Origin of the sequence: Rhodococcoides fascians NBRC 12155 = LMG 3623 (assembly GCF_001894785.1) — a bacterium.
GTDB lineage: Bacteria > Actinomycetota > Actinomycetes > Mycobacteriales > Mycobacteriaceae > Rhodococcoides > Rhodococcoides fascians.
Genome location: NZ_BCWW01000012.1, coordinates 108,175 through 121,091, shown reverse-complemented (window position 1 = coordinate 121,091; position 12,917 = coordinate 108,175). Strand labels below are relative to the sequence as shown.

The following is a 12,917-nucleotide window of genomic DNA, read 5'->3' as shown; positions in this document are numbered from 1 at the left end:
CGCAGTCAGGCCACGGTCAGATAGATCAATGCAATGTTGAGTGCGACGACGATTCCCGCGATGAGCCATGCCGCGTATGCGGTGATCCGGTGATTGACATCGCTGCCCATCAGGATGCGGTCCGATGTGAACCGCACCAAGGGAATCAACGCGAACGGGATACCGAACGACAGCACGACCTGCGAGACGACCAGTGCCCGACTGGGGTCGACTCCTGCTGCCAGAATTGCCAGTGCGGGAACAAGGGTCACCAGTCGTCGCACCAGAATCGGAATGCGCTTACGTAGTAGGCCGTCCATGATCATCGCGCCGGCGTACGCCCCGACCGATGTCGATGCAAGACCCGAGGCCAGCAGGCCCACCGCGAACAGCAGCGCCACGACCGGCCCCAGAGTGTCCCCAACCGCTGCGTGGGCTCCTTCGATGGAGTCGACACCCTCGCGGCCCCCCAACGTCGATGCCGCCAACAGCAGCATCGACATGTTCACCGCACCGGCCAGCAGCATCGCCAACCCGACATCGATCCGGGTGATCCGCAACAACCGCTGACGGACAGGCCCTGCCTCGGGGTGTCCGTGCCGGTCACGTGCAAGGCCGGAGTGCAGGTACACCGCGTGCGGCATGATCGTCGCACCGAGCATCGCGGCGGCGATCAACACGCTTTCCGCGCCGTCGAACCGCGGAATCAAACCGGCCGCGGCCTCGGTGAACGATGGCGGTTCCACGACGACGCTGGCAAGAAATCCGACGGCGATGACACCGAGTAGCCCGAGAATCACGAACTCGAAGGGCCGTTGGCCCCGCCGATCCTGGACCATCAGCAAGATCATCGATACGGCCCCGGTGATGAGGCCGCCGATCAGGAGCGGCAGGTCGAAGAGCAGGTAGAGGGCGATTGCACCGCCGACGATTTCGGCGAGGTCGGTCGCCATGGCGACCACCTCCGCTTGCCCCCAATATGCCAGTCGCACAGTCCTGCTCGACTTCTCGCGGACTACTTCGGGCAGTGTCATTCCGGTGACGATGCCGAGTTTGGCGGAGAGGAACTGGACGAGACCGGCCATCACGTTCGCGGCAACGATCACCCAGACCAGCAGGTATCCGAACTGCGCGCCGGCACTGACGTTGGAGGCGACGTTGCCGGGGTCGACGTAGGCGATCGCTGCGACGAAAGCCGGGCCGAGCAGAACCAGGCCCGACCGAAACCTCGAGGGCGGCCGAGACGATCGGCGCTGCAGCACAGACATGACCACACCCTCCGGCACCAACAGTATGTCAGGACCCTGAAAATATAGTTCGGCTACCCGAACAATGCAATGCGGCGTGGTGGTTCGGCGACATCTCGATCAGATGGGCAGGACCACTGCACTGACGAATTCGTTGCGGATCCAGGCGATGAACAACCCCCACACTCCGGTCAGCAGCGCCACGCCGACGGCGATCATGATGACACCGCCGGCGACCTTGATCTTCTGTGAGTTCCTCCGAAGCCACCCCACCCCGCGCATCGCCGAACTCGAACCGAACGCGAGGACGACGAACGGTAGGCCGAGTCCCATGCAGTACGCGACGATGAGAGTGACCCCGCGGGCTGCGGTTGCACCTTCGGTTCCTGCCGCGACAGACAGAACACCGGCGAGGGTGGGGCCCAGACACGGTGTCCAGCCGAGCGCGAACACACCGCCGAGCAGCGGCGCTCCAGCGAGGGACGAGATCTGCTGAGGTGCGAATCGGGTGTCGCGTTGCAGTGCGGGTATCAATCCGATGAACGCTGCACCCATGATGATCGTGATGACGCCGCCGACTCGTTGGAGTACTTGCTCGTTGATGCGCAAGGTGCCGATGACTCCGAAGATCGAGGCTGTGGCGAGGACGAATACGATCGTGAATCCGGCGACGAACAACGACGCTGCGCCGGCCACACGCCAGCGATTCGCCAGCTCCGGCGACGACGTGCCGGTGGTCGAGGTGCCGGTGGCCGAGGTGCCGGGCGATCGGGTATCGGCTGATTGGGCGTCGGCACCGGCGATTCCTGCCAGGTAGGACAGGTATCCCGGCACCAGCGGCACCACGCACGGGGAGGCGAACGAGACCAACCCGGCGAGCATGCATGCCGCGATCGCGAGCAGCAGGGGCCCGCTCGATGCCGCGTTCTGGAAGGCCGACCCGATGTCCTGGGCGAGAAGAGTCGTCATTCCGCGGCTATCCGTTCGACGACGGGAAGGAGGTCGTCGGTGAGCAGGGCGCGCATGAAGACCGCGGCCACGCGGTGCTGACGATCGAGTACCAGCGTCGAGGGGATCACGCTGGTCGGGTAGTTCCCGCCGAGGGCGACCAGTGTCCGCATCGAGGGATCGTAGATCGAGGGGTAGGAGACGTCGTTGTCGACGACGAAGTCCTGCGCTTTGTCCTTCTGTGGATCTCTGACGTTGAGACCGAGGAACTGCACGCCACGCTCGCGGGTGGTCTCGTAGACCTCCTCGAGGTCGTCGGCTTCGCCGCGGCAGGGGCCACACCACTGGCCCCAGAGATTGATCACGACGACCTTGCCGTCGTAGTCCGACAGAGCGGTCGTCTTGCCTTCCTCCATCAGATCGGGGCCGGCGAGTTCGCCTATGGTTCCGCGTGTTTCGGGGGGATCGTAGACGATGTCGGTTCGACCGCCGGGGGCGACGAAGTCGAAGCTGCCTCCCGGGGGCGCAGCCTGTGCGCCGTCGGAGCATCCGGAGATCAGTAGTACAAGGGCAAGAATCGATCCCATTGCCGCGGTGGGCGTGCTGCCCTGACGGCGCGCACCGACCCACACTGGTGGAAGACGTTTCATGAGGTGAAATCCTTTACTGCAGTGCGGATCTGGTCTGTCGTCTCGAACACTGTCGGGTTGGTGATGCGCTCGACCGTTCCGTCCGGGTGGAGGAGAAAGCTCAGGGGAAGGACCGGCGGTGCCGAGAGCGCGTCCAGGACGCTGCCGCCGTCGATGTAGTTCGGATAGCGGACGCCCAGTTGCGTGAGCAGCGCGGCCGCGTCCGCGGGCCGGTCCTCGACGTCGATTCCGATAACTGGGATCGCGTCGGGTTCTGCGGCGTAGGCATCGAGTACCGGCATCTCGTTGCGGCACGGGCCGCACCAGGATGCCCACAGGTTGATCAGCGTCACCTCGCTGCCGAGAACGTCGGCGAGATCGACATCGTCGGCGCTGCCGATGCAGCGCGCTATCACTCCCGCCAGCGGACCGCCTTCGCGCGGTACCGGCGGCGGACACAGCGGTAGCTCTGCTGCTCGTGCCGCGTCATCCGGCGGGCGGGACAATGTGGGTTCGGGTCCGACCGGCGCGACATTGTTGGCGATGGCCTCGGACGGGCCGCCCTCGACGCCACCGGAGCGGGGCCACAGTGCGACGATCGATGCAACGACAACGACGAGCATGACGATCGACCAGCCGCGCGTCATCGCCGTGACCTTCTTTCTCGAGAGAGCGGCAGAGGGGCGAACGGTACGTCGCGGATCATAGGAGCGTGGACCAGTACGACCAGAAACGCTGCGCGATCAGGGCGATGAGGGCGAGAAACCACACGGTCAGCGGAATCGAGTGATTGCGAATCAGCGAGTCAAGCCATAGCCGAAACCATTGCCCAAGAGCGGATTTCGACCTGGCGCGGTCGAGGTTGCGCAGCGTGACGTACCAGAAGATCGGTACGGTGACCGCCCACACCGCCATGCAGTACGGGCACAAGGCACCGATGTCGTAGAGGCTCTGCGCGATCAGCCAGTGCACGAAGACTGCGGCAGCAGTGACACCGACCTGCATCGCTCCCCAGAACCACTGCGCGAACACCGCACCGGCGAGAAGGGCAGCACCCACTGCTGCCACGACGGCGAAGCCTGCGATCCCGAGGAGGGAATTGGGAAATCCGAACGCAGACGCCTGCGGGGTGTCCATCACCGATCCGCAGTTGAGCACCGGGTTGATGCTGCAGGTCGGGGCGTAGGCGGGATCGAGCGCCAGAGCGAACTTTTCTACCGTGAGCACGAACGCGGCAGTCAGGCCGATCAGGCCGCCCACCAGCAGCAGCCAGGGCAGGCTCCGGCCGAACGATCCACCTTGTCGGGTCTCGTTCGCTGGGAGGTCAGCCGAGTGCAGAGTCGAGGGCATCGGCGAGGTCTCCGTACGTGGTGGGTTCGATCTTGGTGCCGTTGAGGAAGAACGTCGGGGTGCCCTGCACGCCGAGCGCGATCCCGTCCGCGACGTCGGCCTCGATGCGCGCGAGCGTCGCAGGGTCGGTGTAGGCGGCATCGAAGGCGCTCATGTCGAGCCCTTGCTCGACGGCGAAGCTGCGGAACAACTCGTCCTGCGGAACCTGCTGTTCGCCCCACTGCGCCTGCGTTTCGTACATGCGCTGATACATCGCCTCGAATCCGCCCTGCTGGGCCGCGGCCTCGACTGCGCGTGCGGCTCGTTCGGCATTGAAGTGCGAGGCGATCGGAAAGTAGCGGGCCACGAAGCTCACCCGGTCGCCGTACTCTTCACGCAATTGCTCGATCGCCGGGTAGGCCGATCGGCAGGCCTCGCACTCGAAGTCGAGGAACTCCACGAACGTGACCCGGCCGTCGGGCACCGAGTTCAACCGATGACTGTTCTCGCGCACCGCAATCGAGGCAGGGTCGGTCGCGGCCTGCTCGGCGGCGGCAGCATCCGGAGACCCCGATCGATCCACCACCAGAAATACAGCCAACGCGGCGGCGAACACGATCACCAGGGACAAGGAAATCTTCAACGCTCTGCTCATACAACTACCTTCTCGATTCGTTCGGATTGATCAATGGGTCCGATATGGGCGTTTCGACCCGCTATGACACTAACAATCGTACGAACGTTGACTAATGGTCCTTCCCTAACGATCGCATGATTGTTAGATTGTGCCCATGGCCTTGGAACCTCTGGACTCGTGCGATCTGTTGTGTATGGACCTCCCTTACGCCGAGAGGGTTCGCGCTACTCTGCCCGCGGTCGGCGATATCGAACCGGTAGCCGACGCTGCCCGAGCATTCGGCGACCCCACCCGACTGACCATCGCGCTCGCGTTGAACGCCGGCGGGCAGATGTGCGGCTGCGACATCGCGTGGATCGTGGGACAGAGCCAGAAGCTGGTCTCCCACCATCTCCGCAAACTCAAAGCCGCGGACGCCGTCACATCGAACAGAGACGGAAAGTTGGTCATGTATTCGCTCACCGACCGCGGCACCCGACTGCTCACGACACTGACCGAGGCACTGCCCACCGCCTCGGCCACCGCTGATCTCACCGGGGTCGATCATGGCTGACGCGTGCTGCGGACCTACCCCGGCAGCGCCGACCACCGAATCCACTGCTGACGGTGCGGACACGGGAGGTCCAGCTCCAACCGATGCACTCCCGAGGTTGTGGCAGGTCCGCGAGCTGCAACTCGCCTCGGCCGCCACGATCATCCTGGTCGCATCGTGGTTGCTCGGTCGAACGGGTGCCGATGCGGTTGCGACCGTCGGCGCTCTGATCGCTGCCGCGATCGCCGCCGTCACCTTCGTTCCCGCGACGGTGAGAAATCTGCGACACGGACGCATCGGTGTCGGCACGCTGATGACGATCGCGCTCCTCGGTGCCATCGCATTGGGCCAGATCCCCGAGGCCGCGATGCTCGGTATCTTGTTCTCCGTCGCCGAGGGACTCGAGGAATACGCGGTCACCAAGACCCGCCGCGGACTGCGCGCACTCCTGTCGTTGGTGCCGCCGACGGTATCTGTCCTGCGCGGTGGAACCGAGCAGGCCCTGTCCCCCGACGATGTCGTGATCGGGGACATCATGGTGCTGCGGCCGGGTGAGCGAGCTGCCACGGACGGCACCATCGCTCGCGGTTCGACGAATCTGGACGTGTCTGCGATCACCGGCGAGTCCGTGCCCATCGAAGCCGGTGTCGGTGACGAGGTGCATGCCGGTGCCATCAACGGCGGCGGGGCCATCGAGGTCACCGTCACCGCGCCGGCATCGGAGAGTTCGCTTGCTCGCATCGTCCGCATCGTCGAACAGGCCCAGGACCGAAAAGGGGCCGGCCAACGGCTCGCGGACCGTATCGCACGTCCGCTCGTGCCCTCGATCATGATTCTCGCCGTACTCGTCGCCGGCGTCGGTGCGGTGCTCGGTGACCCCATGTTGTGGCTCGAACGCGCACTGGTGGTCCTGGTCGCGGCATCACCGTGCGCGTTGGCCATCTCGGTGCCGCTGTCGGTGGTGGCGGCGATCGGGGCTGCGAGCCGCAACGGGGCATTGATCAAAGGCGGTGCAGCAGTGGAAGAGCTGGGCCGCATTCGCGTCGTCGCCTTGGACAAGACCGGCACCCTCACCGCAGGACGACCGGAGGTCGTCGACGTCGTCACCGCTGCGGGAATCAGCCGCGACGCCGCGCTGGCCGTTGCTGCTGCGCTCGAAGCGCGCAGCGAGCATCCACTCGCCCGCGCCGTACTGGCCTCCGTATCGACCGTCGCGGCAGCCGATGATGTCACTGCCATCGCCGGGCACGGCCTGACCGGCACCCTCGACGGAGCCGCGATCAGGCTCGGGAAACCGAGCTGGTTCGACACACACCCCAGCTCCGAGGAGTTCCGCGCCGACGTCGCTCGTCTCCAGAGCAGCGGTGCCACAGTCGTTCTCGTCGAACGCGCCGGAGTTCTGATCGCTGCGATCGCCGTCCGCGACGAACTGCGGCCCGAGGCCACCGAGGCTGTCCGCCAACTCACCGCGCTCGGTATCGACACTGCGATGCTCACCGGCGACAACGCGCTCACTGCGCAGGCTCTGGCGACCCAGGCGGGCATCACCGCCGTCCACGCCGAACTACTGCCCGAGGACAAAGCGGCCCTGCTGACCGACATCGCGGCCGGACGCAAGATTGCCATGGTCGGCGACGGCATCAACGACGCTCCCGCCTTGGCGACCGCAGATGTCGGTATCGCCATGGGCGCGATGGGAACCGACGTTGCCATCGAGACCGCCGATGTTGCCCTCATGGGGGAAGACCTCCGGCATCTACCGCAGGTGCTGGCCCACGCTCGACGCGCCCGGCGCATCATGATCGAGAACATCGCCTTGTCGATTGCCATCATCGGCGTGCTCGTCCCACTGGCTGCTACCGGTGTCCTGGGCTTGGCCACCGTGGTGCTCGTCCACGAACTCGCCGAAGTCCTGGTCATTGCCAATGCGATTCGCGCCGCCCGCACCACGCCCTTGGACGGTTTCGTGCCCCCGCCCGCGGCGTCCGGTGCCCTCAACGTCACGATCGCACCCGCAGCGGCTTTCGAGGATGCCTGCTGCGCTCCGGCTCCGACGCCGAGGAACACCGCACCTCTCGCATCTGGGAACCTACTGGCCTCCACCACCGCAACGTCACCATCGGCGATCGGAGCAGACGATGGCAGCTCCGGGTGCTCGGATGGATGTACCTGCTGCACATCGACCCCCGCTACGGCGAACTCTTCCGCGGAAAGAGGTAGAGACCGGTGAGCGGTGATCGAACTGCACGCAGGCTCTACGGGATAGAAATGACCGCAGCAGCAGGTGCATCGACAACAGAGGTGCGCTGGTACCACCTCGAACGAGCACACATCCTCTCGCAGCCCTGTTGACGGTTGCATGCTCGCAACCACGACTTGATGTCGAAAGCTGCTGCGACAGAACATGATCGGCGCGAATCCTGGGGCCAGTTGCTTCGGATCGTGGTCGCTGCTCCAGGATCGTGGTCAGGGCGATACCCGGCCGGTAACACCGGCCGGGTCGAGGCGGGACTGATGTCGCCGATGCCCATTCCGCAGGACCTTGCGGACGCGCTGGGGGGCACGTAGCGGGAGTCATCAGTTCAGGCCTGCGTAGGAGTGCAGCCCGGAGACGACCATGTTGATGATGAACAGGTTGAACAGCATCGCCACGAATCCGGCGATGTTGATCCATGCTGCGCGGGTGTTGCGCCATCCGCTGGTGGCGCGGGCGTGCAGGTAGGAGGCGTAGACGATCCAGGTGATGAAGGAGACCGTTTCTTTCGGGTCCCAGCCCCAGAATCGGCCCCATGCGGCTTCGGCCCAAATGGCACCGAGGATGACGCCGACGCCGAAGAGCGGAAATGCGAAGATCGTGGTCTTGTACGCCACGATGTCCAGAGTCTGAGCGGAGGGCAGACGGGCGACGATCCGGCTGGCTCGACTACCCGAGGCCTCGGGATGCTTCATCCGGATCAGGAACAGCGCGCTCGCAACCCCGGAGATCAAGAACACCCCGCTGCCGAGCGAGACGATCGAGACGTGCACCGGCAGCCAGTACGACTGCAGTGCCGGTACCACCGGTGCTGCGTCGGCGTACAGCACGGTGCCGGCGACGAACAGGAGGATCAACGTCGGCACCAGAACGAACAACCACAGGGTGCGCAGCTGCGTCGAGCGCAGCACCACCAGTGCAGCCAGTACACCGGCCGCGCAGGTGACCGAGACGAATTCGTACATGTTGCCCCACGGCGGGCGGCTGGCGGCGATCCCGCGAAGAACGATCGAGCCCACGTGCAGACTCAGTGCCACCATCACCAGCCCGAGTCCGGTACGGCCCAGACGTTCGGACGGAACCCGACGGGGTGCGTCGGGAATGCGACCTGGTGTCGTCGATGTCGCTGCGATCACCCGCGTGCGCAGTCGCTCCATATTGTGCAGCGCCGCGCTACGGGTCGTCGCGAGCTGACCGAGGAATGCGATTGCGGCGAGGAGATAGACCACGAAGGCGGTCTCGAAGCTGATGTCGCTCCAACGGGCGAGGGTGTCGTCGATCGGCATGGTGCTACACCGTTTCTCTGTCGTGGGTCTCGGAGTCGCTCGGGGCTATCTGCGGCCAGATCTGTGACCGGAGGGTCTGGAATTCGGGTCCCCAGCCGGCGTGATCGGTGCGAGCCAGGCCGCCCATGTCCACTCGCGAGAGGCCGTGTTCGCCAAGGTGGGCCCGGAACCAGACGCGGCGGCGTGTGATCACCAGGGAGATCAGTAGTCCGGTCATCATCGTGATGGCGAACACCAGGACCCACCGCTGCGCGGGGTCGTATCCGACCTGGAGATTCGCGAATTCCTTGGCACCGTCGAACCGGACGAGAGTGCCGTCGGAGAGGGTTGTCGATTCTCCGGGCCGCAGGTTGACCCGGTCCTGCTTGACCAGCCGACCCTGGTTGATCATCTCCTGGTCCAGGGAGAAGATCGACTGCGGGATGCCGGTGTCGAGACCGGTGTCGCCCTTGTAGATGTCCACTGCCACAGCGGGATCGACCAATTCCGGGAAGCGGGAGGAGAGCAGATTTCCGTTGAATTGCGCGGTGGGCGCGAAGAGTCCTTCGATGGCGATCTGGCCTCGGCGGCGTTCGTCGGCGGTGGGGTAGGTCCCCCCGGGTGGGTCGAATCGCAGCGCGCCGCTGCTGAGGAACGTGGTGGCGTCGTCGGGGCGGAACTGCAGGGCTTCGGTGCGGGTCTGGCCGTCGGGGAAGGTGACGGTGAACTCGGGGGCATAGCCGTGTCCGGTGAGGTAGATGCGTTCGTCGCCGAGCCGGAGGGGTTCGTTGACTTTGAGCTGATACTCGCGCCAGGTGTCGGCGGCGATGTCGTCGGCGCTCTGGTAGGAGATGTTCGAGGTGAACATCTCGGCCTGACCGTTCTCGAGATAATCGGCGGTGAAGTCCTTGACCCGGATACAGAACGGCTCGAGTCCGGTGCCGTCGGTGCTGTTGCCGGCGCGGAAGGAGTCGTAGACGGCGGGAGAAGTGTTGCAGAAACCGGGTCCGTTGTCGGCGATGACGATGACCGAGCCTTCGTAGCCGAACAGTTTGCCGATGGCGATAGCGGCGAGCAGACCGATCAGCGAGAAGTGGAAGAGCAAGTTCCCGGCCTCGCGGGTATAGCCCTTCTCGGCCGAGAGAGTCAGTGCCCCATCGGGCTCGGGTCGAACGACGGTACGCCACCCTTTCAAGTGCGGCGCGATGTCGGCAAGCACCTTCTCGGGGTCACCGGCGAGGGTGCCCGAATGATGCAACGGTAGTCGAGTGAGATTTCGGGGTACTCGAACAGGTTGTGCGCGAAGAGCTTTGCCGTGCTCGATCAACCGGGGAGTCAGACAGCCGATCAGAGACACGAACAGCAGGACGTAGATCGCGGTGAACCAGGAACTTGCGAACACGTCGAACAATTCCAGTGTGTCCATCACCGGCCCGAGAGCCGGGCGCGCGGCGATGTAGGCATCGACGGCCTGGGTATTGAGATTGCGCTGCGGCAGCAATGCGCCGGGGATTGCTGCGGCGGCGAGGAAAAACAGCAGCACCAGCGCTGTACGCATCGACGTCAGTTGTCGCCACCGGTTGCGCAGCATCGCCACCGTTCTGCGCACCAGTCCCGGCGAGTGCACACCGGGGTGTTCCTCGATCGTCATCTCCGCACGCCCGTCACCGACCACCATCTAAATACTACGCGACATAGTAGTTGATGGGTTCGGTGTGATGGAGCGTGGTCGGCGCAGCAGCGAGAACGCCAGTGCCGCAACAGCGCCGGTGGCGGCAATCCATTCCGGAACGCTGCCGGTGATCGTCGCCGGGGTGAGGGTGGTGCTCAGTGACACCTCGGTGACGACAGCTGCGGGGGTGAACAGCTCCGTGCGCTCGACGACCTCCCCGCGTGCATCGATGACGGCGCTGACGCCGCTGGTGGCCGACACGACGACGCTGCGCCCGTGTTCGACCGCTCGTACCCGCGACATGGCGAGTTGTTGATAGGTCATGTTCGTCCGACCGAAAGTGGCGTTGTTGGTGGGCACTGCGATCAGCTGGGCACCGGCGCGCACGGAGTCGGTGAGCAACGAGTCGAAGGCGACCTCGTAGCAGGTGGCCACCGCGACGGGCACTCCGGCGAGGTCGAGGACGCCGTTGCCCTGGCCCGGGGTGAAGTTTCCTGCCTGGGCGGCATAGGGAGAGAGTGCGGTGACGATCGTGCGCATCGGCAGGTACTCCCCGAACGGCACCAGTTGCCGCTTGTCGTGCCTCTGCCCGGGCCCGGTGCCGGGATCCCACACGATCGAGGTGTTGCTCGTGGTGCCGTCGTCTCGGCGGAGAACCGTGCCGACGAGTACGGGGACTCCGACGGCGCGGGCCGCGGCGGCGATACGTGCGGCGGCGTCGGGGTTGCGCAGGGGATCGATGTCGGAGGAGTTCTCCGGCCAGATGACCAGGTCGGGTGCGCGTACGCGGCCGGAGTCGATGTCGGCGGCGAGCTCGATGGTGCGCTGAACATGGTTGTCGAGAACCGCGCGTCGTTGGGCGTTGAAGTCGAGACCGAGACGCGGGACGTTGCCTTGCACCAAGGCGACGGTGACCGTGTCCTGCTGCGGCGGAGCGAACAGTGGAGCCACCACCGTGAGCGCCCCTACAGCAGTGGCCACACCGATGCACGACGCTGCTGCAGTTCTGCGGGTGATGCGACCGGAGGCAACGACGCCGGCCAGAGCGGACCCGATCAGCACCACGACGAACGACAACCCCGGCGCGCCGATCACCGCAGCCAGAGGCAGCAGCGGCCCGTCGGATTGACCGAATGCGATGCGGCCCCAAGGGAAGCCGCCGAACGGGACACGTGAGCGCGCAGCTTCGATCGCCACCCAGGCGCTCGCCACCCAGACCGGCGCCCACGGCAGTCGGGACATCCGATCCGCTACCGCGCCGAACATCGCCACGAAGAGGGCTTGAACGACGGCCAGCGCCAGCCACGGCACCGATCCGACGTACTCCCCCACCCACGGCAGCAGAGGCACGAAGAACGCCGAGCCGGCGACGAAGCCGTAGCCGGCCCCCGCACGCGTCCCTCGCCCGCGCACAGCCAACAGCAGCATTGCAAGTGCTACCGGGGCGAGAAACCACAGATCGATGGGCGGGAATGTGGCGTACAACATCAGCCCGGATGAGGCAGCCGCGAGGAGCCGGATCCAGGCACGGACTCCGTTGCTGCCGGTCACCCACCGCGCCCGGTTCGAGTCGTCGCCGGGTCGTCGAGGTCCGGGTTCTGTGTCAGGAGCCGCTCTCATGACGACATGAGCGTGCAGCCGGTACCGGAGAAATCTCTGCCGTTCATCAACTACTATGGTGCATAGTATTTTATGTGATGGCAACTCTGCGGCGGTGACCGATCCCCTTCCGTCGACACCCAGCACCTGTCCGAGGTACACACCCGAGAACGAGGATCCGTGAACCGCTCCCCCACCACGTCTCCCACGCGGCTGCGTGCTTACGCAGTGACTCTCGTGCTGACATTGGTCGCTACCGCGCTGACCGTCGACTACTGGGCGCAACAAGCATTGCCCGGCTCTCCGATCCCTCTACCGATCCTCGAATTGCGACTCGCCTTCAACCGCGGAATGGCCTTCAGTCTGGGCAATTCGCTGCCTCTATGGGTGATCGTGTCGGTCACGGCGACGATCACCGCCGGGGTCGCGGCCTACGGATGGCACAGCGCTCGGCACGGGGAGCAGTGGACCACGGTGGCGCTGGCGTTGATCCTCGCCGGCGCGCTGTCCAACGTTCTGGACCGGCTTGTCGACGGTGCGGTCACGGACTACTTTCACACCGGTTGGTGGCCGACATTCAACCTCGCCGACATCTACATCACCTGCGGGGTGGTGCTGATGATCGGGTCGGCACTGTTCACGCGAGAGGCCACAAAGATTACCCCTCGGTCCGCAGTGCCCGACAGCGCCGAATCGTGAACGTGCATGAGATACCTCGGCGGTCGAATCGAATGCCCTGCAGTGCACATACATTCGCGACAGGACAATCATGCTGATCCGCTCGAACAGTGAGGGTGATCGACACCGGAACTGCTCGAAACATAGT

The 12,917-nt window shown here is 65.1% G+C and carries 12 protein-coding genes and 1 pseudogene; 4 read left to right on the top strand and 9 right to left on the bottom strand.

Features of this window, described 5'->3' with window-relative positions; translation table 11 throughout:
• Positions 1-5: 5 nt before the first annotated feature.
• The 6 genes from RFA01S_RS22770 to RFA01S_RS22745 form a co-directional block, all read right to left on the bottom strand.
• On the bottom strand, positions 6-1,247 hold the full coding sequence (locus tag RFA01S_RS22770; protein ID WP_027494232.1) for an Nramp family divalent metal transporter: 1,242 nt from the start codon (positions 1,245-1,247) through the stop codon (positions 6-8).
• A 99-nt stretch (positions 1,248-1,346) separates the two neighbouring features.
• On the bottom strand, positions 1,347-2,195 hold the full coding sequence (locus RFA01S_RS22765) for a cytochrome c biogenesis CcdA family protein (protein ID WP_027494231.1): 849 nt from the start codon (positions 2,193-2,195) through the stop codon (positions 1,347-1,349).
• Entirely contained in the window at positions 2,192-2,761 is a 570-nt protein-coding gene (locus tag RFA01S_RS22760; RefSeq protein WP_027494230.1) for a TlpA disulfide reductase family protein, read from the bottom strand. The genes RFA01S_RS22765 and RFA01S_RS22760 overlap by 4 nt, the downstream gene beginning before the upstream one ends.
• Before the next feature lie 59 nt (positions 2,762-2,820).
• Positions 2,821-3,450 (bottom strand): TlpA family protein disulfide reductase, encoded by a 630-nt coding sequence (locus tag RFA01S_RS22755; protein ID WP_032407488.1) that lies wholly within the window; start codon positions 3,448-3,450, stop codon positions 2,821-2,823.
• 55 nt (positions 3,451-3,505) lie between these two features.
• On the bottom strand, positions 3,506-4,153 hold the full coding sequence (locus tag RFA01S_RS22750) for a vitamin K epoxide reductase family protein (protein ID WP_027494228.1): 648 nt from the start codon (positions 4,151-4,153) through the stop codon (positions 3,506-3,508).
• On the bottom strand, positions 4,128-4,787 hold the full coding sequence (locus RFA01S_RS22745; protein WP_027494227.1) for a DsbA family protein: 660 nt from the start codon (positions 4,785-4,787) through the stop codon (positions 4,128-4,130). The genes RFA01S_RS22750 and RFA01S_RS22745 overlap by 26 nt, the downstream gene beginning before the upstream one ends.
• A gap of 136 nt (positions 4,788-4,923) precedes the next feature.
• Here RFA01S_RS22745 and RFA01S_RS22740 point away from each other — a divergent pair, with 136 nt between their 5' ends.
• The 3 genes and pseudogenes from RFA01S_RS22740 (at position 4,924) to RFA01S_RS22730 (ending at position 7,869) form a co-directional block, all read left to right on the top strand.
• A complete protein-coding gene (locus tag RFA01S_RS22740) occupies positions 4,924-5,322 on the top strand; it encodes an ArsR/SmtB family transcription factor (RefSeq protein WP_027494226.1) in 399 nt (132 codons plus the stop codon).
• Positions 5,315-7,531: a heavy metal translocating P-type ATPase gene (locus RFA01S_RS22735; RefSeq protein ID WP_027494225.1), complete on the top strand. Its 2,217-nt coding sequence runs from the start codon at positions 5,315-5,317 to the stop codon at positions 7,529-7,531. Before RFA01S_RS22740 ends, RFA01S_RS22735 begins: the two co-directional genes overlap by 8 nt.
• Positions 7,528-7,869: pseudogene (locus RFA01S_RS22730) on the top strand (DUF3703 domain-containing protein). Before RFA01S_RS22735 ends, RFA01S_RS22730 begins: the two are co-directional and overlap by 4 nt.
• A 9-nt stretch (positions 7,870-7,878) precedes the next feature.
• Here RFA01S_RS22730 and ccsB read toward each other — a convergent pair.
• Genes ccsB through lnt form a run of 3 tightly spaced genes read right to left on the bottom strand, consistent with a single transcriptional unit; the run spans position 7,879 to position 11,980 of the window.
• A complete protein-coding gene (gene ccsB / locus RFA01S_RS22725; protein WP_027494224.1) occupies positions 7,879-8,841 on the bottom strand; it encodes a c-type cytochrome biogenesis protein CcsB in 963 nt (320 codons plus the stop codon).
• A 4-nt stretch (positions 8,842-8,845) separates the two neighbouring features.
• Positions 8,846-10,471: a cytochrome c biogenesis protein ResB gene (gene resB / locus RFA01S_RS22720; protein ID WP_052060744.1), complete on the bottom strand. Its 1,626-nt coding sequence runs from the start codon at positions 10,469-10,471 to the stop codon at positions 8,846-8,848.
• A 27-nt stretch (positions 10,472-10,498) separates the two neighbouring features.
• A complete protein-coding gene (lnt, locus tag RFA01S_RS22715; RefSeq protein ID WP_237606112.1) occupies positions 10,499-11,980 on the bottom strand; it encodes an apolipoprotein N-acyltransferase in 1,482 nt (493 codons plus the stop codon).
• A gap of 291 nt (positions 11,981-12,271) precedes the next feature.
• Between lnt and lspA the strand changes: the two genes are divergently transcribed.
• Positions 12,272-12,790 (top strand): signal peptidase II, encoded by a 519-nt coding sequence (gene lspA, locus RFA01S_RS22710; protein WP_032407490.1) that lies wholly within the window; start codon positions 12,272-12,274, stop codon positions 12,788-12,790.
• Positions 12,791-12,917: the final 127 nt, after the last annotated feature.

Excerpts from the sequence above, each read along its gene's own strand:
- RFA01S_RS22770 (WP_027494232.1), bottom strand. The coding sequence starts at position 1,247 with ATGTCTGTGCTGCAGCGCCGATCGTCTCGGCCGCCCTCGAGGTTTCGG.
- RFA01S_RS22765 (WP_027494231.1), bottom strand. The coding sequence starts at position 2,195 with ATGACGACTCTTCTCGCCCAGGACATCGGGTCGGCCTTCCAGAACGCG.
- RFA01S_RS22760 (WP_027494230.1), bottom strand. The coding sequence starts at position 2,761 with ATGGGATCGATTCTTGCCCTTGTACTACTGATCTCCGGATGCTCCGAC.
- RFA01S_RS22755 (WP_032407488.1), bottom strand. The coding sequence starts at position 3,450 with ATGACGCGCGGCTGGTCGATCGTCATGCTCGTCGTTGTCGTTGCATCG.
- RFA01S_RS22750 (WP_027494228.1), bottom strand. The coding sequence starts at position 4,153 with ATGCCCTCGACTCTGCACTCGGCTGACCTCCCAGCGAACGAGACCCGA.
- RFA01S_RS22745 (WP_027494227.1), bottom strand. The coding sequence starts at position 4,787 with ATGAGCAGAGCGTTGAAGATTTCCTTGTCCCTGGTGATCGTGTTCGCC.
- RFA01S_RS22740 (WP_027494226.1), top strand. The coding sequence starts at position 4,924 with ATGGCCTTGGAACCTCTGGACTCGTGCGATCTGTTGTGTATGGACCTC.
- RFA01S_RS22735 (WP_027494225.1), top strand. The coding sequence starts at position 5,315 with ATGGCTGACGCGTGCTGCGGACCTACCCCGGCAGCGCCGACCACCGAA.
- ccsB (WP_027494224.1), bottom strand. The coding sequence starts at position 8,841 with ATGCCGATCGACGACACCCTCGCCCGTTGGAGCGACATCAGCTTCGAG.
- resB (WP_052060744.1), bottom strand. The coding sequence starts at position 10,471 with ATGACGATCGAGGAACACCCCGGTGTGCACTCGCCGGGACTGGTGCGC.
- lnt (WP_237606112.1), bottom strand. The coding sequence starts at position 11,980 with ATGTTGTACGCCACATTCCCGCCCATCGATCTGTGGTTTCTCGCCCCG.